Annotated in this window: 15 protein-coding genes; 3 read left to right on the forward strand and 12 right to left on the reverse strand. The window is 49.0% G+C overall.

Annotated features, from left to right (window positions below; genetic code table 11):
• Window positions 1–26 precede the first annotated feature (26 nt).
• Window positions 27–743 (reverse strand): 3'-5' exonuclease, encoded by a 717-nt coding sequence (locus LGV68_RS03225; protein WP_020330400.1) that lies wholly within the window; start codon window positions 741–743, stop codon window positions 27–29.
• An 8-nt stretch (window positions 744–751) separates the two neighbouring features.
• Window positions 752–2,641 (reverse strand): DUF294 nucleotidyltransferase-like domain-containing protein, encoded by a 1,890-nt coding sequence (locus LGV68_RS03230; RefSeq protein ID WP_252536243.1) that lies wholly within the window; start codon window positions 2,639–2,641, stop codon window positions 752–754.
• Window positions 2,642–2,819: 178 nt separating this feature from the next.
• Here LGV68_RS03230 and LGV68_RS03235 point away from each other — a divergent pair, with 178 nt between their 5' ends.
• On the forward strand, window positions 2,820–3,437 hold the full coding sequence (locus LGV68_RS03235; RefSeq protein WP_075988512.1) for an Ail and OmpX: 618 nt from the start codon (window positions 2,820–2,822) through the stop codon (window positions 3,435–3,437).
• Between the two features lie 41 nt (window positions 3,438–3,478).
• Here LGV68_RS03235 and LGV68_RS03240 read toward each other — a convergent pair whose 3' ends face one another.
• Both LGV68_RS03240 and LGV68_RS03245 read right to left on the reverse strand, forming a co-directional pair.
• The gene (locus tag LGV68_RS03240) at window positions 3,479–4,669 is read right to left on the reverse strand and encodes an amino acid aminotransferase (protein ID WP_020431167.1); all 1,191 of its coding nucleotides are present in this window, start codon (window positions 4,667–4,669) and stop codon (window positions 3,479–3,481) included.
• A 503-nt stretch (window positions 4,670–5,172) separates the two neighbouring features.
• Window positions 5,173–5,406 carry a hypothetical protein gene (locus LGV68_RS03245; protein ID WP_020330940.1) on the reverse strand — a complete coding sequence of 78 codons (234 nt, stop codon included), beginning with the start codon at window positions 5,404–5,406 and terminating at the stop codon, window positions 5,173–5,175.
• A 242-nt stretch (window positions 5,407–5,648) separates the two neighbouring features.
• Between LGV68_RS03245 and LGV68_RS03250 the strand changes: the two genes are divergently transcribed.
• On the forward strand, window positions 5,649–5,861 hold the full coding sequence (locus LGV68_RS03250; protein WP_020330941.1) for a hypothetical protein: 213 nt from the start codon (window positions 5,649–5,651) through the stop codon (window positions 5,859–5,861).
• 57 nt (window positions 5,862–5,918) lie between these two features.
• Here the strand turns inward: LGV68_RS03250 and asnS are convergent, their stop codons facing one another.
• Window positions 5,919–7,319 carry an asparagine--tRNA ligase gene (gene asnS, locus LGV68_RS03255; RefSeq protein ID WP_020330942.1) on the reverse strand — a complete coding sequence of 467 codons (1,401 nt, stop codon included), beginning with the start codon at window positions 7,317–7,319 and terminating at the stop codon, window positions 5,919–5,921.
• Window positions 7,320–7,483: 164 nt separating this feature from the next.
• Window positions 7,484–9,097: a methyl-accepting chemotaxis protein gene (locus tag LGV68_RS03260; protein ID WP_252536245.1), complete on the reverse strand. Its 1,614-nt coding sequence runs from the start codon at window positions 9,095–9,097 to the stop codon at window positions 7,484–7,486.
• Window positions 9,098–9,379: 282 nt separating this feature from the next.
• Here LGV68_RS03260 and queD point away from each other — a divergent pair, with 282 nt between their 5' ends.
• On the forward strand, window positions 9,380–9,745 hold the full coding sequence (queD, locus tag LGV68_RS03265; protein WP_020330944.1) for a 6-carboxytetrahydropterin synthase QueD: 366 nt from the start codon (window positions 9,380–9,382) through the stop codon (window positions 9,743–9,745).
• 58 nt (window positions 9,746–9,803) lie between these two features.
• On the opposite strand, the gene LGV68_RS03270 is transcribed toward queD, so the two are convergent.
• The 6 genes from LGV68_RS03270 to LGV68_RS03295 all read right to left on the reverse strand — a co-directional run bounded on the left by LGV68_RS03270 (window position 9,804) and on the right by LGV68_RS03295 (window position 18,105).
• Entirely contained in the window at window positions 9,804–11,174 is a 1,371-nt protein-coding gene (locus LGV68_RS03270) for an efflux transporter outer membrane subunit (protein WP_252536247.1), read from the reverse strand.
• Between the two features lie 6 nt (window positions 11,175–11,180).
• Window positions 11,181–13,139: a MacB family efflux pump subunit gene (locus LGV68_RS03275; protein ID WP_172559798.1), complete on the reverse strand. Its 1,959-nt coding sequence runs from the start codon at window positions 13,137–13,139 to the stop codon at window positions 11,181–11,183.
• The gene (locus LGV68_RS03280; protein WP_020431156.1) at window positions 13,139–14,326 is read right to left on the reverse strand and encodes an efflux RND transporter periplasmic adaptor subunit; all 1,188 of its coding nucleotides are present in this window, start codon (window positions 14,324–14,326) and stop codon (window positions 13,139–13,141) included. The genes LGV68_RS03275 and LGV68_RS03280 overlap by 1 nt, the downstream gene beginning before the upstream one ends.
• A 166-nt stretch (window positions 14,327–14,492) precedes the next feature.
• Complete coding sequence (locus LGV68_RS03285) at window positions 14,493–15,854, reverse strand: L-serine ammonia-lyase (RefSeq protein WP_020431155.1); 1,362 nt, start codon at window positions 15,852–15,854, stop codon at window positions 14,493–14,495.
• Between the two features lie 94 nt (window positions 15,855–15,948).
• The gene (locus LGV68_RS03290; protein WP_252536249.1) at window positions 15,949–17,202 is read right to left on the reverse strand and encodes an aromatic amino acid transport family protein; all 1,254 of its coding nucleotides are present in this window, start codon (window positions 17,200–17,202) and stop codon (window positions 15,949–15,951) included.
• Window positions 17,203–17,499: 297 nt separating this feature from the next.
• Window positions 17,500–18,105: a CoA pyrophosphatase gene (locus LGV68_RS03295; RefSeq protein WP_020330950.1), complete on the reverse strand. Its 606-nt coding sequence runs from the start codon at window positions 18,103–18,105 to the stop codon at window positions 17,500–17,502.
• Between the last annotated feature and the right edge of the window lie 78 nt (window positions 18,106–18,183).

Genomic DNA, 18,183 nt, shown 5'->3' on the forward strand with positions numbered 1-18,183 from the left:
CATGCGCGGCTTAAAATGAACTTGCCTTACAACCAGAATTGACGAACCGGTTGATCTGCAGAGAAATGATGTGCAATTTGCGCCTGCAGCAGTTCAGCTGTCGCAATCGCGTCGGTTAGTGCGTGGTGCGGTGTATAGGCAGGCAAGCCATAACGCATACGTGACTGGCCGAGCCGAACGGATTCTGGCTTTTTGCCACGCAGTCGATTCCAGAGTCCGGCAGTGTGGCGTTTTTGAATCATGGCTTCGATTTCCATTGTATCAATGACAGGAAACTCGATGCCTTCACCAATCCGTCGTCTAAGTGCACGGTCAAGAAATTCACGCTCGATTTTGTGATAGTGCACCACCAGAATTCGGCCTGCCAGCTGGTCTAGAACCTGTTCAAAAATCTCGCTCAGATCTGGTGCATCCATGATGTCGTTATGAGTAATGCCATGAATGACAATGGAATGTTCATCGAGTTTTTGACGTGGGCGAACCGTCCAGTGCTCGCCACGTTTCAGGTAAATGCGGTTTAGGGTAAACGGCACCAGGCCGATGGTGATGATTTCATCCTTATCTACGCTAAGGCCGGTGGTTTCAAAGTCCATCGCGACAAATTCCACCTCGCCGAGCGGGGTATTGCCATCCGGCAGAGCAGAAGAATAAAAGCGCTGCAGGCTAGGGTGGCTGACCACGTTTTGTTTTGCACGATATTTATAGGGCCAGTTGATACTTGGCGCCTGAAACAGTTTCTTCATGGTGTCGCCTATTTAAAGTTGTTGCTGGCCTGATAACGATATTTCAGAAAATTCTGCGCGTTACTGAGAATTTGAAACGCATCTTTAAGATTACGGCGCTCAAATTCCGACAGATTTTCTGGTTCGATGTTGTTGTCTGGCTCAATATTATTTTCAACATCAAACGCTTGATGGCGGATACGCACCATGGAAATGAACTCCAGCGCATCACGCAGATCCTGTCCGCGACCTTTGGGCAGAATGCCGGCATCAATGATGTCATCCAAGCGTTCGAATGAGTTCTGCGCGCGTGAGCCTACCGCGAGCGCATGGACTCGAATCAAATCGGCAAGCGGTGCCGTGCCGCGACGCTTGAGGTTAATGGAGTTATTATGGCGGCCATCTTTCTCCATCACGAAACTCTTGAAGAAGCCTAACGGCGGCGTCCGATTTAACGCATTACGCGCCAGACAAGCGAGGAAACGGTTATTGCGGCGCGCTCGGCGGACAATGAAACCATTGAGCTGTTCTGCCCATTTCAGACGGCCATAGACGCCATCCAAATCAAAGAAGATTGACGCATTGAGCAGGGCTTTCGGATTCGGGTTATCAATCCAGTCGGCGAAGCATGCTTCCCACTCTTGACGCGTCATACGCCAGATTGGGTTGGTTGCCATAATATCGCCGGTGCAATAGCTGTAACCGCATTGATCCAGTGCATCGCAGACGAATTTGGCTAAGTCTGCGAAATACTGGCCGTGAATAGCCTCATCGTAACTGTCGTCCAGAATAATGGCGTTGTCCTGATCGGTGACAATCAGTTGTTCGTCACGCCCCATTGATCCCAGCGCGAGGAAACAATACGGAATGGGAGCCGGGCCGAGGTGTTCTTCAGCCAGTTCAATAATGCGCTGTTTAAAGCTACGTCCAATCACCGACATCGCTGTACCGACCATATGTGAGTTAGCATCCTCGTTGACCATACGCACGAAACTGTCTTTGACTTGTTTCGATATCAGTGCCAAATCGGGAATGGATTTCTGTTGGAAGATGCTGCTGACCAACAGTAAGGAGTTCTGCGATTCGTAACGAACGATATCCGTCAGATCGATGATGCCGATAGGGTTACGTTCTTTGAGGACGGGAAGATGGTGTACGTTGTAGCGCAGCATTGTCAGCATGGCTTCATAAACATACGCATTGTGGTCGAGCGAAATTACCTCAGTGGTCATCACATTGGTGACAGGTTCGCTATGATCGATACCTGTAGCAATCACGCGGCGACATAAATCGCGATCGGTCAGAATACCTATTAGTGGCCGATTGTCGTCGTCATCGTTTTGCAGAATATCCGGGTCGATGATGAGCACTGATGAGACGTTCTCTTCCGCCATTTTGACCGCCACTTCCTGAATGGTTGCGGTTTTGTAGACGAAGGGCGCTTCTCTGGTAATCAGACGCTTCACTTTGACGGTGGTGAGATCGTTTTGCTCCGCCGTATTCGATACTGTCTGACGCAAGCGGGCGTTATCCTGCACTTCCACATAGTCGGCGAAAGCGTCGTGGTCTTCATAGAGGGATTGAAACGTAGCCTCGGGAATGCAGTAGACCAAGGTGTCTTCAATCGCTGTTACCGGAAATCGGACTTTATTGTTGGTGAGCAGCCCCATCTGACCAAACAGTCCGCCTTCGGTTAAGCGGTTATAGAGCTCGCCCTTACGTCGATAGACTTCAACCACGCCGCTGCGCACCAGATAGAGGTCTTCGATATGGTCGCCGAAGCGGATGATTGAGGTGTCCTGACGGAAGTAGGCGATTTCTACGTTATGGGCGACGTCTTCCAGCGTTGCTTCGGGCAAATCGCGAAAAGGCGGATATTGGCTGAGGAAGTTTTTTATTTCTAAAAGTTCGGCTTCCATCTGGGGCTCCTGTCGTTACGTCGTGCATACAAAATTAGCATACACAGCTTGGCGGTGTTGGAAACCATTCATACTACACGAATTTTTCGCTGAAGGCAGAAATGCAAAAGATATCGCATCCTCATACTAAGGTTTAGTCTAAGCTTGTTTAAAAGACGTTCAACACCGGGAGAGAGTGATGAGAAAACGTTGGGGAATCATACCGCTACTTGCCATTGCACCTATGGTCTCTGCACACAGCCTCAATGATCAGCAGCCGCTGCAATACGATTACCTGAATATGGAGGTGAGTTCCGGAACGGTCAGCGATCTCTACGCGGCGGGAGACAGCGATAATGTTACCGGCTTACTGTTTGGTGTAAGCCACAAGTGGGATGAGAGTGATTGGCTGCTCGTCGCCGACTACAGCGCACGCTTTTACCACCCTGACGACGATACGATAGAGCGTTATCAACTGAGACTCGGAGGCGGGTATCGTTGGTTGTTGGCTGAGAATTTGGATTTGTTCACCCATGCCAAAGCGGGGGGCATGCGCATTCGTGTTGAAAGTGATTACAGTGAAAATGACTTTATCTACAGCGCAGATGTGGGTGTGCGCTATGCCTTTACCTCAACGTTTGAAATGAGCTTGATTGGTGAAGCCATCCGTAACAAGTGGCAGGATGAGAACGTTGCAACTCTGCGCGCCGATTATTACTTCTTCAAGCGCGTGGCGTTAGGCGCCTTGGTGTCTTATCGTGATGGAGAAGGCAGTCATATCAATGAAATGGGTTTAACGCTCCGATTGAATTACTAAGAAAAAAGCCGGCTTTCGCCGGCTTCTTTTTACTCTCGCAATTACAGAACTGCTTTGATGCCTTCACACAGTGGAGACATGTTTGACTTAGTCATACCAGCAACACTGATACGGCCAGAGCCAACGATGTAGATAGCGAGTTCGTCTTTCAGACGTGCTACCTGTTCTTTGCTCAGGCCAGAGAATGAGAACATACCGTTTTGACGTTCGATGAAGCTGAAGTCTGCCGTTACACCGATTTCTTTTAGTGTTGCGACGAACAGTTCACGCATCTCTTGAATACGTTCACGCATTTCTGCGACTTCTGCTTCCCATTCCGCACGCAGAGCTTCATCGTTCAGGATGTAAGTCACGACAGCAGCACCGTGTGCTGGCGGGTTGGAGTAGATCGAACGAATGATCGCTTTCACTTGTGAGAAAGCGGTTGTCGCTACTTCTTCTGAAGCGGCAACGATAGTGAAGGCACCGACACGCTCATTGTACAGACCGAAGTTTTTCGAGAATGAGCTCGCAACCAGGATCTCTTTATTGTATTTCGCGAAGGTACGCAGACCAGCCGCATCTTCTTCCACACCTTTTGCGAAACCTTGGTAAGCAAAGTCAAACAGAGGCAGCAGGCCTTTTTCTGCAACGAGCTTGGCCAGTACTTCCCACTCTTCAGCTGTTGGATCGATACCTGTTGGGTTGTGGCAGCAGCCGTGCAGCAGAACCACATCACCCGCAGATGCTTGCTCTAGGTCAGCAACCATCGCAGCGAAATCTTTGTCTTTCGCTGCTGCGTTGTAGTATGAGTATTGAACGGTTTCCAGACCCGCAGCGTTAAACACACCATGGTGGTTTGCCCATGTTGGGTTGCTGATCCACACCTTAACATCGCCGATTTGACGTTTGATGAACTCGCCCGCTACGCGCAGAGCACCAGTACCGCCAGGAGCTTGAGCCGTTTTTGCCAGTTTGTTGGTTACGATGTCTGAATCAGCACCGAACAGCAGTTTTTGAACCGCCAGACCATATTCCGCAGTACCTTCGATAGTCAGGTAAGATTTGGTTTTTTCTGACTCTAGCAGTGCTGCTTCTGCTTTTTTCACTGTCGCAAGAACTGGAGTTTCACCAGCTTCATTCTTGTAAATACCAACACCCAGGTTGATTTTGTCTGCACGAGGATCTTTTTTAAATTCTTCAGTGAGACCAAGAATAGGGTCAGCCGGGGCCGCGACAACTTTTTCAAACATAATGCTCATCCATGTTAGTTAAGGTGGGTGGAAAATTTCATCAAAATTTATCGTATTTATACCTTTCTGAAATACCTGTGACAACAGCACTTAACAGAAAAATTCAAAAAATTTTCATTTGGCTCTGAAGTCTAAAAAAAGCGACGATTTTGGCAGGGAAAGAGGGGGGAACCGAGCGCGAATTTTATCGCTTTACTGACAAAGTGCGTAAAAGTTACTCATCCTTCGATGGACTTTCACTGCTTGGTCTATAAGGCGTCAGATGATGAAAGAAGAATCAAAAATGTTATGTAATCGTTATCGTTTTTACACCGTCGGTCCTATTCTCGATTTTTATACATTCAAATCAGAAAATTAAGCCACTGCTGGACAACAAATTTATTGAATTGGTGAAATTTTGTACCAACGAAAAACTTGCCTAACAGAACGAGTAAACAGCAATGGTGGGGAGAGTTAAACCACAATAATAAAGGCTTTCACCGCGAACAATGAAAGCCTTAGCGTTACTGATTCTCGTTGAGATGTTTAACAATGGCTTTTTTCGCATCTTCTTCTGTGGCTTCTTCACCCTCTGCAACCTCCAATGGTTGTTTGGGATGAAGACCTGTTGCGTCTTCGGCGATGTGTAACCAGTCCGGATGCCAATAATAGGGATTGGAAGCATAGGGGTGATCCCAGCTATGCACACCATCTTTGACGCCGTTGTAATAGAGATCTTCGATTTTAAACACTTTCATGATCGGCTCCCGTTTTTATTCCCGTTCTCCTTAAGTATGAACAAGGCTGAGTCATTTCTCTAATGACATTGAGAAAAGTATCAACCGAATTGAACCGAAGAGCACGTCGAGGCCAATCAAAATACAGATCAGTTCAAACCCGGCGAGAAAACTGTACCACTTTTATACTGGATAACTGTTCTAGGTAGCCAGTAAACGAATGTGCTTCAATGGGTTAGGGAGTTAATTGCTCAGGAGCTAGTATGAAAATCAGATCGTTTCCACCGGAAGTAAAGTTGATTGGTGTGGCTATTCTTAGTGCGTTGATTTTAATTTTTGCGCATCTGATTCTGGCGAAATCGTTCGCTGAATTATTTTGGACAGAATACACCGCTGCGGCAATACCATTTGTGATGTTGGCTATCTGTGTCGCGAGTGTGCGTTATGCAGTGAAAATGAATATGGACCAGCCTTAACCAAGCGCCAGAAGCAAAAAAGCCTCCGAACTGGAGGCTTTTTTAATTCATACAGGCTTAGAAGTTCGCGCTGCGTGGAGTACGTGGGAATGGAATTACGTCACGAACGTTACCCATACCAGTCACGTAAGAAACCAGACGCTCGAAGCCCAGACCGAAACCAGCGTGCGGCACTGTGCCGTAACGACGTAGGTCGCGGTACCAGCTCATGTGCTCTGGGTCGATGCCCATTTCTACCATGCGTGCATCCAGAACATCCAGACGCTCTTCACGCTGAGAACCACCGATGATTTCGCCGATGCCTGGTGCCAGAACGTCCATCGCTGCTACAGTTTTACCATCATCATTCAGGCGCATGTAGAAAGCTTTGATGTCTTTCGGGTAGTTCTTCACGATAACTGGCGCTTTGAAGTGTTCTTCAGCTAGGTAACGCTCATGCTCAGAAGACATGTCGATACCCCATTCAACTGGGAACTCGAATTCACGACCAGAGTCTAGAAGGATCTGAATTGCATCAGTGTAATCCACTTGTGCAAAGTCAGAATTTACAAAACTCTCTAGACGAGTAATCGCATCTTTGTCGATACGAGAAGCAAAGAACTCAAGGTCGTCACGACGCTCTTCAAGTACTGCTTTGAATACATACTTCAGCATGTCTTCTGCTAGTTTTGCTACGTCATCCAACTCTGCGAACGCAACTTCTGGCTCAACCATCCAGAACTCCGCTAGGTGACGGCTGGTGTTTGAGTTTTCAGCTCGGAAAGTCGGGCCGAAAGTGTACACTTTGCTTAATGCACAAGCGTAGGCTTCTGCGTTTAGCTGACCAGATACCGTTAGGAATGTTTCTTTGCCGAAGAAATCTTCGTTGTAGTCCACATTGCCTTTGTCATCGAGTGGTAGGTTCGCCATATCAAGCGTCGATACGCGGAACATCTCACCAGCACCTTCTGCATCTGAAGCAGTGATCAGTGGAGCAGACATCCAGAAGTAGCCTTGCTCGTGGTAAAAACGGTGGATCGCTTGAGAAAGAGAGTTACGTACACGAGCAACCGCACCAATTACGTTAGTGCGTGGACGCAGGTGTGCCACTTCACGAAGGTATTCGATAGAGTGACGAGTTTTTGCCATTGGGTATGTTTCAGCATCTTCAACCCAGCCAACAACTTTAACTTCAGTTGCTGCCAATTCAAATGCCTGACCGCTCGCTGGAGACTCAACAATCTTACCTGTTACTTCAACAGAGCAGCCAGTCGTTAGCTTTAATACTTCGTTGTCGTAATTATTCAGATTATTTGGGACCACGGCCTGAATCGGGTCGAAACAAGAGCCGTCATAAATGGCAAGGAAAGAGATTCCAGCTTTGGAATCACGACGCGTACGGATCCAGCCGCGAACAGTGACTTCACTGTCTACTGCCAGCTTACCGCTAAGTACGTCTTTTACAGGCGCGTAAGTCATGTTTGATATAGTCTCCATTGAGGTAAAAATTCCACCCAAGGTTCAAAAATGTGCTTAATGTTTAAAAAATAAGCGAAACATTGGGTTGGATTGAATTTTACAGATTCAAGGGGACATATTACCTGTCAATTCACCAGCATCAACTATTAATGTGCTCAGAATGCTCATTTCTTATGCGAAAGCGTAAATTGATTGAGCAAAGATTCCAGACGTTGCGACAACTGCTCGAGATCCAAGCTGATTTCCCGCGTTTGCGTGGCCGATTGTGAGGTGTCATCCGCATGGCGGGTGATGACTTCAATCTTGCCTTGAACATCCTGGCTGACGCGCGTAGTGAGGCGCGTCTGTTCCTGAATGCTATTGGCATGCGCCAGCACCTGTTGCATTTCCGACACCACATTTGTCATCGCCGCCGACAGTTCTTCGATCTCTCCGGAGCGCTGATGAGCCTGAGCGCACACGGTGTCGACGGAAGACAGCGATTGTTCGCTGTCGCGTTGGAACTGAGCGATGATTTTCTCGATATTTCCGGTTGCTTCCGCGGTGCGAGAGGCGAGGTGGCGCACTTCATCGGCTACGACGGCAAATCCGCGACCCTGTTCGCCAGCACGCGCTGCCTCAATCGCCGCGTTGAGTGCCAACAGGTTGGTCTGCTCTGCAATGCCTTTGATCACTTCCAGAATGGTCGACACTTCGCCAGTCTGATCGTTGAGCTGAGAAATCTTGCCTTTGACCGACTCAATGTCACCGACCAGATGTTTGATGTCTTCACTTGCCAGGTGGGCTTGTTTGGCACTTTGTTGTGCGACCGAAGTGGTGTGATTGATCAGCGCCGACGCATCAACCGTCGCTTGTTCAACTTCACTCTGTTTGGCTTGCATTTCTGCAATGTTGCTTTGCACTTCGGACGTTTCGCGCTGCTGGTTGTTCGCGGCTTGATCGGTCACCTGCGCAACATCGGTTAACTGATTGGCCGAACTTGCCAAAGAGTGAGAAGTATCCTGTACCTGTTCAAGGCTGTTGGAAACGGTATCCATCAGTGAATTGATTGAAGAGGCGAGCTGGCCAAGTTCATCATTTTTACTGTGGTCGAGACGCTGGGACAGGTTTTTACTGTCGCTGACACGGCTCATAAAGCTGGAGGTATGTTGCAGTGGTCGCACGATAATACGGCGAATCAGCATCATGGTGACCAGAAAACCGATCAAGGCAATCGCGGACATGATGCCAACCCCAATCCAGGTGCGGTGGCTGATAAGCTGATTCAGATGGCTGAGATTGTATTCCAGACGAATAACCCCCAGCACTTGACCTTCTGGCGCCATGTGGCAGGCTACACAGTTGGTGCCGCGATAGCTTTCACTCGATTTCATTGGCAAGGCAACCACAATCCCTTTGCCCCAATCGGCTTCATAAGGCTCAAGAATGAACTCGCCTTTCAACGCGCGGCGATCAATATCATCCACGGGCTCTTGATTTTTCTGGCCTGGGCCGTACAGCTTGCTTACTGCGTCACCGCGTAACACACGGACTTGTTCAATGCCTTCTTGAGCAAGTGCCTTCTGGCGCAACGTCTCTTTTTGCGCCATGGTGCCGGTGAGCATCATCATATTCAGGCTGTCAAAATAGTTGCTGGCTTTATCGTGCAACTGTTCACTCAGGACGGAGTTGATTAAATCGCGTTGCTGCCAGTATTGATAAGCCGTCGAGCCGGCCAGCACCATGGCGAAAACGGAAATTAGGGTCAACAGAAGCTTAGTTGTAATAGTTGAGCTCATGATTTGCTTATCGTTTTTAATGTAGGGTTGACGGTGTGAATATATCGTTAAAGTAAAGTAGTGCAAAAATGAAACTTAAGTTACTGTGACCACAAACAAAATATGGTTTTTAGAATTGTGACACAGGGAACTTGTGCTCAAAAATTTGACATCGCTGCCATATTTACGACGCAAATAACGGTGGCGGAAAATGAGGAAAGAGTGGAATTACTGTTTGAGTGACTTGTCTCACAGAGCGAGATTCCGTAGTATTGCGTCTCTTTTGAAAGCCCGAGAACCAAGATGAAAACCGAGATTTACAAAGAGTTCATGTTTGAAGCAGCGCACCATCTGCCACACGTGCCAGAAGGCCACAAATGCGGCCGCTTGCACGGACACTCTTTTCTGGTTCGCCTGTACGTAGCAGGTGATGTGGATCCTCATACGGGTTGGTTGGTCGACTTCGCAGAAATCAAGGCTGCCTTTAAGCCGATTTACGATCGTCTTGACCATTACTACCTGAATGACATTGAAGGTTTGGAAAACCCAACCAGCGAAGTGCTGGCAAAATGGATCTGGCAAGAGCTGAAACCTAGCCTGCCGATGCTGAGCAAAGTGGAAATTAAAGAAACCTGTACCGCAGGTTGCATTTACAGCGGCGAAGCATAAAAGAAAGGTCACCTGAGGGTGACCTTTTTTCTGTCCGGAATTGGCGGCGACGTCAGGATCAATCTTTTACGATATCTTCGCCGCCGAGGCTCTGATACACCGTAGCGATGTTCACCAGCTGGTTATAGCGGTTTTCCAGTAATGACGCTTTGGCACTGCGCTCATTTTCCTGAGCATCAAGCAGGGTGGTGATATCAATCGCACCGTACTCATATTGGCTTTTATAGATGCGGGCAACTTCTGCGGCGCTGTCGTACTGCTTCTGTAACTTCTCTGCCTGAAATTCATAGTTCTCTTTCGCAGACAGCGCGTTATCAACGTCCTGCAACGCGGCATACAGTGTTTTACGGTAGCTGATAATGGCCGATTCATACTTCACTTGCGCGATATCGCGATTGAGCTGCATCTCATTCCAGTTAAGGAACGGCAGCGTCAAATCGGCACCCAACGTGCCAATCGGATCGCTGATCAATTTACGCAGTTCAGTAGACGATCCGCCCAACGCACCGGTCAGTGTCAGTGACGGGAAATAGTTGGTGTCGGTATTATCTTTTGTGGCCAGTACCGATTTCAATTCAAACAGTGACTGTTTAACATCCGGGCGACGATTCAGCACATCGGCCGGCACACCCGCTTCGATGGTTGGGACAGCATAATCGGGCAGCGCCGGAATACTGGTCGCGAGATCTTGCGGTGGCTGATCAAACAAAATGGCGAAGGCATTGACCGCTTCGGTCCGCTGTTGCAGGTAATCACGATGTGTCGCTTCCAGCCCCGCCAGAGTGCGTTCTGCTTCCAGCACATTGACTCTGGTAACCGAGCCATGACGATACTGGCTCTGTGTAAGCGCCAAAGTTTCCTTGGCATCTTTGATATCGTTGTTGCTCAGTTCGACACGCTGATTCAGATAGCCAATTTGCCAATAAAGCTGCGCGGTGGTGGCGACCAGGCTCTGCGCAGTCGCTTCACGCTCTTGCTGCGTTGCTAGGGCCGTCCACATGGCTGCATCTTTGGCCGCAGATAATTTGCCCCACAGATCGAGCTCATAGCTGACACTCAGACTGGCCTGATAACTTTTCGAACTGCCGCCACCATCCAGCGGTTTAGAGCGTTCACCCGAAACGCTGGCTGAGACATCCGGATAGGTATCACTGGTTGCCAATCCTGCTTCTAAACGCGCTTGTTTGAGCGTCAGCGTGGCAATCGCCAGGTCGCTGTTTGTGGCCAGTACTTTCTCAACCCATTGATTGAGTTGTGGGTCGCCAAAGCTGGTCCACCACTGACTGATTGCCTGTGTCTCGCTTTGGGTTTGGCCGGTTTGCCATTGTTCGGGAACGGTTACGTTCTGTTCCGGTAACTCTGAACGCGCAACACAGCCGGTGGCGAGTAGCACACACAATGCGATGGTTGAATATTGATAGCATTTCATCGTGATTTACTCCCGAGCCAGGGCATCAATCGGGTTAAGCTGCGCCGCGTTTTTCGCAGGCAGGTAACCAAACAGAACGCCGATCAGAGTGGAACACAAGAACGCCGACACAATCGAAGTGGTGGAATAAATCATAGAGAAACTACTACCAAAGGTGGCAAACAGCGCACCAATTAAATAGGCGACACCGATACCAATCGTACCGCCACATAAACAAACTAATACGGCCTCAATCAGGAACTGACGCAAAATGTCATTTTGCCTTGCACCGACAGCCATGCGCACACCAATTTCCCGTGTCCGCTCAGTGACGGATACCAGCATGATGTTCATCACTCCGATGCCGCCGACAATCAGTGAGATGACTGCGATGGCTGAAATCAGCAATGTCATGGTTGCGGTGGTTTTCTGAATATTCTGCTGAATGGTGTCCGTATTAATGGTAAAGAAATCCTGCGTGCCATGGCGCATTTTCAGCAGCGAAATGATCGCCTGTTCTGCGGCATCGCTGGGAGTGCTGTCATTGACGCGAACCGAAATACGATCCAGATAGTTCTGACCCATCATGCGGGCGCTGACGGTGGTGTAGGGCACCCAGATGTTGAGCGAGTCGCTATTTCCGAACGCACTTTCTTTGGCTTTAGTGACCCCAATGATGCGCACGGGCAGATTGCCGGCAAAAATGACTTCACCAATCGGATCCTGATTCGGGAACAGAGATTTCAGCGTGTTGTTGTCTATCACGGCTTCTTGCGCCAGCGTCTCGACACTGGATTGATCCCAGTACTGACCGTCGGCCAGTTCATAACCACGTACGCGGAAATAGTCCGGCCCGACACCCTGAACTGACGCCGTCACGGCCTGGTTACCGTATTTGATGGTGACGGAAGTGCTGAGCGTCGGTGTCACGCTGTCGACAAACGACAGATTGGATAGAGCATTAGCATCCGCCGCCGTTAAGGTGCGGACTCGTCCTGAGCGTCGGTCACCAAATCCCGTGCCGGGCATAACATCAATGGTGTTTGTTCCCATTGACGAAATACTGTCGAGAATCGATTTCTGCGAACCATTACCGAGCGCAACCACCGAGACAACCGACGCGATGCCGATGATGATCCCCAGCATTGTCAGGAAGGTACGCAATCTGTGGTTCGACATGGCGAGCAGCGCCATTTTGAGCGCTTCCCAGAAATCATCCAGTAACTTACGGCTACGCGAAAATGCGTTGTCGGCTTTGGGTTCACTGACGGAGTCGAGATTGGTGTCAGCTTGCGTGTGTTTGTTCACCGTGTCGCTAAGAATTTCACCATCTTTAATTTCGATGATGCGATCTGCGTATTCGGCCACTTTCATATCGTGAGTCACGATAATGATGGTGTGACCCAACTGATGCAGCTCCTGCAGCAGCGTCATCATTTCTGAGCCGCTCTTACTATCGAGAGCTCCCGTCGGTTCGTCGGCCAGAATGACATCACCGCCGTTGACCAGAGCTCGGGCGACCGAAACGCGTTGCTGTTGGCCACCACTGAGCTGGTTTGGCTTGTGATCCAAACGATCAGAAAGCCCGAGGCGGCCAAGAAGCGATGTCGCCCGTTCCTGGCGAGATTTTTTGTCGTAACCGGCGTAAATCGCGGGGATTTCCACGTTGCCGAGAGCCGTCAGATCGCCCAGCAGGTGATAGCGTTGGAAGATAAAGCCAAAGTATTCACGACGCAAACGCGCCAGCTCATCGGAATCAAGCGTTGAGGTGTCCTGACCGTTGATCCAGTATTCACCGGCGCTCGGCTGATCAAGACAGCCGAGAATATTCATCAGCGTCGATTTACCCGAACCTGACGCGCCCACGATGGCAACCATCTCACCACGCTCAATCGTCAGGTTGACGTCTTTGAGTACCGTGAGTGTTTCATCGCCGGCGGCGAAGTGACGGTAAACGTGATTGATTTGAAGTAATGCTTGAGACATCAGAAACGCATCCCCGGTGGGCCCATGCGGCGGCTCGACATCGTTGTGCTTTGTCCCGGCATACCCAGAATGATTTGATCGCCTTCATTCAGGCCGGAAGTGATTTCGGCATTCACTTTGTTGTTGATACCGACAGTCACATCACGCATTTCTTCCTGACCATTCACCAGCACAGGCACCTGATAGCCCGGTTTCGGCCCCGGTTTGCGAATCAACACTTGCGCCGGAACCAACAGGGCGCTTTCTGCCTTATCGAGCACGATAGACACTTGCGCGGTCATGCCGATACGCAGCGTGCGATCCGGGTTATCAACTTCAAACAGGCCGTGGTAGTAGATCGCTTCGTCGTTGCTGACGGACAGATCTTTATCATCGCCGTCCATGAGTGTCGGCCCCGGCTCAATGGCGCGCAGAGTGCCGTGATAACGCTTATTCGGCTTGCCTAGAATCGTGAAGTAGACGGGCAGGCCAGGCTTGACGTTGACCACGTCCGCTTCTGAAATTTGCGCCTTGATGGTCATCTTATCCAACTGTGCCAGCTCGATGATGGTCGGAGTGGTTTGATTGGCGTTGACGGTTTGCCCCTCTTCAACGGCGCTGTAAACCACGGTGCCATCAAAAGGTGCTTGAATGGTGGTGTAGCCCAAATCCACTTTTGCACTGTCGACGGTAATTTTGGCTTGCTCCAACTCGGCTTTGAGCTGTTCCAGTTCTGCCTTGTAAACCGCGAGTGACGCTTCTGCCGATTCATAATCGGCTTTGGAACTGGCGTTGTCGGCCAGCATGCCTTTCTGACGGTTGAACTCGGCTTGCGCCTGACGAATCTGTGCTTGCTTAGCACGGATTTGAGCATTGGTGCTATTCAGCGAAGCGTTCGCCTCTTTAAGCGTGTTCTGCTGGGTCAGGCTGTCTATCTGGGCAACCAGATCGCCTTGTTTGACTTCATCTCCCAGTGACACCGCCAGTTTTTCGATCTGTCCCGAGACCTGAGCACCCACGGCAACCAGCTTGGAAGCTTGAAGCATACCGGTTGCGAGAACGGTATTTTCGATGTTGCCGCGCTGGACAGGTTCTGTCGCAAAGCTTGGCGGGGCTTCTTTAGGATAAAAGTAATAGCCTGCACCAGCGGCGAAAAGGCCAACTAACACGATGGCGAGAATTTTTTTCTTAGTTGTACGTTTAGACATGAGATTAAAAATGAACCAAATTGAGACGGCGAGAATTATTACTATTTATAAGCCGATCACGATTTGAAACAAGCCGTTAGTGAGTAAAACTAAGTAAAGATTAGTAAAGCGGGCACAAAAAAGCCCGATGGGGGAACATCGGGCTGAATCTTTTTTCAGGTTGGAATTAGCAGATAACTTTTACTGCCAGACCGCCTGTCGACGTTTCGCGGTATTTCGCGTTCATGTCTTTACCGGTTTCCAGCATGGTTTCGATAACTTTATCCAGAGACACGCGTGGCGCAGAAGAGCGACGCAGAGCCATACGGGTAGAGTTGATCGCTTTCACCGCTGCAATACCGTTACGTTCGATACATGGTACCTGCACTTGGCCAGCAACCGGGTCACACGTCAGACCTAAGTTGTGCTCCATCGCGATTTCAGCGGCCATACACACTTGCTCAGGGCTACCGCCAAGCAGCTCAGCCAGACCTGCGGCTGCCATTGAACATGCTACGCCCACTTCACCCTGACAGCCTACTTCAGCGCCAGAGATGGAGGCATTTTGCTTGTACAGACCACCGATTGCGCCAGAAGCCGCAAAGTAACGGATGTAATCTTTTTCGGTCACGGTTTGAATGAACTTGTCGTAGTACGCCAGAACCGCAGGAATGATGCCACATGCACCGTTGGTTGGTGCTGTCACCACGCGGCCACCGGCTGCGTTTTCTTCGTTCACTGCAAATGCGTACATGTTAACCCAGTCAACCACCGCCATTGGGTCGTTGGTGATTTTCTCTGAAGTCAGCAGTTGTTGACGCAGAGCAGCCGCACGACGAGGAACACGCAGAGGCCCAGGCAGAATGCCTTCGGTGCTCATACCACGTTCCATACATTCACGCATGGTGCGCCAAATGTTGGCGAAATATGTACGCACTTCTTCATCAGAGTGCAGCGCTTTTTCGTTCGCCATCACCAGTGTACTCATCGACAGACCGCTGTCTTTACACTGGTTTACCAGCTCTTCAGCCGTGCTGAACGGGTAAGGCACTTGAACAGGAGATTCAATGGCTTTACCAAAGTTCTCTTCATCCACGATGAAACCACCGCCGATAGAGTAGTAAGTCTTTGAATACGCAACTTCTTCATCAATCCACGCGTGAATCTGCATACCGTTTTCGTGCAGAGACAGGTTCGTTCTGTGGAAGTTCATACCACCTTCACGAGGGAAGGCAACCGTATGACAGTGCATGCCGACAGGTAGGCGTTCAGTTTCTTCAACGCGGGCAATGAAGCCCGGAATGGCATCGATATCCACTTTTTCTGGCGTGTTGCCTGCCAGACCCATGATGATCGCGATATCCGTGTGGTGACCTTTCCCTGTCAGTGACAATGATCCATAAACGTCCACGGTGATTTTAGTGATGTCGCGCAATTTTCCCATTGCGCGCAGGTCATCAATAAACTGCTTACCCGCTTTCATCGGTCCGACTGTGTGTGAGCTCGAAGGACCGACACCGATTTTATAGATATCAAATACACTAATCATATTGATTACCTCAAAAGTAAGCCCCCCTTATCGGTAAGGGAGGCTCTTTATTATCGTTATATTCTGTGTTCTAAGCTCATACTTTACGTAGAGATTAAAGAGCGCCGTAGATTACAGAACTAATGGCTGCAAGACCACAAATAACTGTGAAAATTTGCACTGGTGCTGAAGTCTTGTACTTCGCCATTGCAGGCACTTTCCGCATCGCGAATACCGGCAGCAGGAACAGGATTGCGGCAATCATTGGAGCGCCCATGGTTTCAATCATGCCCAGGATGCTTGGGTTAACAATTGCTACCATCCAAGTGGTCACTACGATGAAGATCAGAGAGATTTTTTCAATCTTGCTGATAGGCATCTCGCTGCGAGATTTTACCAGGCCGACCAGACCTTCATGTGCACCCAGGAAGTGGCCGAAGTAGCTTGAAGTGATCGCTGCAAATGCCACGATTGGACCCAAGTAAGAGATCATTGGTGATTCGTGGATGTTTGCCAGGTAAGACAGAACGCTAATGTTTTGCTCTTTCGCCATAGCCAGTTGCTCTGGAGACAGAGACAGAACCACAGAGAAGACGAAGAACATAACAAAGCCCATCAGCATCATAGCTGCGCCGCCAGTGATCATGTCGGTTTTAGCAACCGCATTGTCACCGTGTTGCATGCGCTGTTCTTTAGTGAACTGGCTGATGATTGGGCTGTGGTTGAACGAGAACACAATGATAGGAATCGCAAGCCAAATGATAGCAGGCATGCCAGACCAGTCAGGTGCCACTTCCATCATAGAAGTGTTCCATTCAGGGATCAGGAATACAGACAGCGCCAGCAGGATGAATACCAGAGGGTAAACCATCGCAGAGGTTGCTTTCAGCATCAATTCTTTACCGAATACGACACCAGCAGTCATGGCTGAAATCAGCGCACCTGACAGCAACCAGCGAGGAATCGATTCCATGCCGATCTGGTTTACCAGGAAAGAATCCACTGTGTTTGTAATACCAACACCGTAGATCAGAACGATAGGGTAAATCGCGAAAAAGTAAGCAAAGGTAATAAGGTTAGCGCCAGTTTTACCAAAGTGTTCTTCTACAGTGTCTGTGATGTCCGATTCAGGGTTTTTCGCCGATAAAACGAAACGTGCCAAGCTCTTATGAGCGAACCACGTCATTGGAGCAGCGAGTAGGGCTAAAATAACTAATGGCCAAAAACCGCCCGCACCAGCCTTGATAGGCAGAAACAGAACGCCTGCACCTACGGCGGTACCGAACAGCGACAGAGACCATACGAAATCTTTATAGGTCCATTTACCAGCAGATTGTGTGGTAGATGAAACCGTAGTGGTTGTATTCATGTTGTTTTACTCATTTTTGGGAACAGGAAATAAGTCGAGCGCAATTTTGCAGAATTTTCTTCTATGAAAACTAGATCTAAATCATGAATTGTCTGCGCTTATTGAATGATATGTCAAAAACCCATCTCGGATCACGAAAAACCTGTGCTACATGTAAAAATTGTTAATGAGTTGGATTAGTAAAAGTTATCCGAATATGTGCAATCATGAGAATAACTTATCGCAAACGTTTGCGTAAAAGATGAGGTTGTTAGCAGAGTGTTGGTGAAAAGCTAATAAAACTAAGGAGTGGCGGGTTCATCGACCACTATTTATGTGTTTTTGTAGGGATTGGATGATTTGTGCCGTCATACCCCATATAAAATGATGTTTATATGGAATGGCGAACACTCGGTGAGGGGAGTTTTTGATTTGAAAAGTGTTGCTGAACAGTTGACGACGATCCAACAGGAAGTCGGCAGGGACTTCAAAAACTTCTTCTACCTCGTTCGCATCGATGAGGGTTTTATAATCTGGTGAAATAAATGCCAACACGGGTGTTACCGCAAATTTACTCACAGTAACAAGCTCGGGGAGCTGACCAAGAATTTCAATTTGATCTTCCTGAATGCCGATCTCTTCACGCGTTTCACGCATGGCGGTCTGGTACAGCGTGCCATCGCTCTCTTCATATTTCCCACCCGGAAAACTGATCTGGCCCGGGTGATGTTTCAGATGTGCGGCGCGTTTAGTGAGCACCACATTCAAACCCGTCGGGCGTTCAACAAAACCAATCAAAACAGAGGCTTTTCTTAACGAAAGGGATTTCAGGTGTGCGACGCGATGAAGGGATTCTGCGTGGTAGCCCACCGGAGTAATCAGTTGGAAACCCCGAATCAATTCTGCTTTGCTGATTGGACGCAAAATTATTCTCTCCATCGGCGATTTGAAAATCTAAACTTTATGAATCATGCTTTTATGAGCCTAGTTTAAGGATAGCTC

The sequence above is a fragment of the Vibrio sp. LQ2 genome (assembly GCF_023920125.1).
In the GTDB taxonomy this organism is placed as follows: Bacteria; Pseudomonadota; Gammaproteobacteria; order Enterobacterales; family Vibrionaceae; genus Vibrio; species Vibrio fluvialis.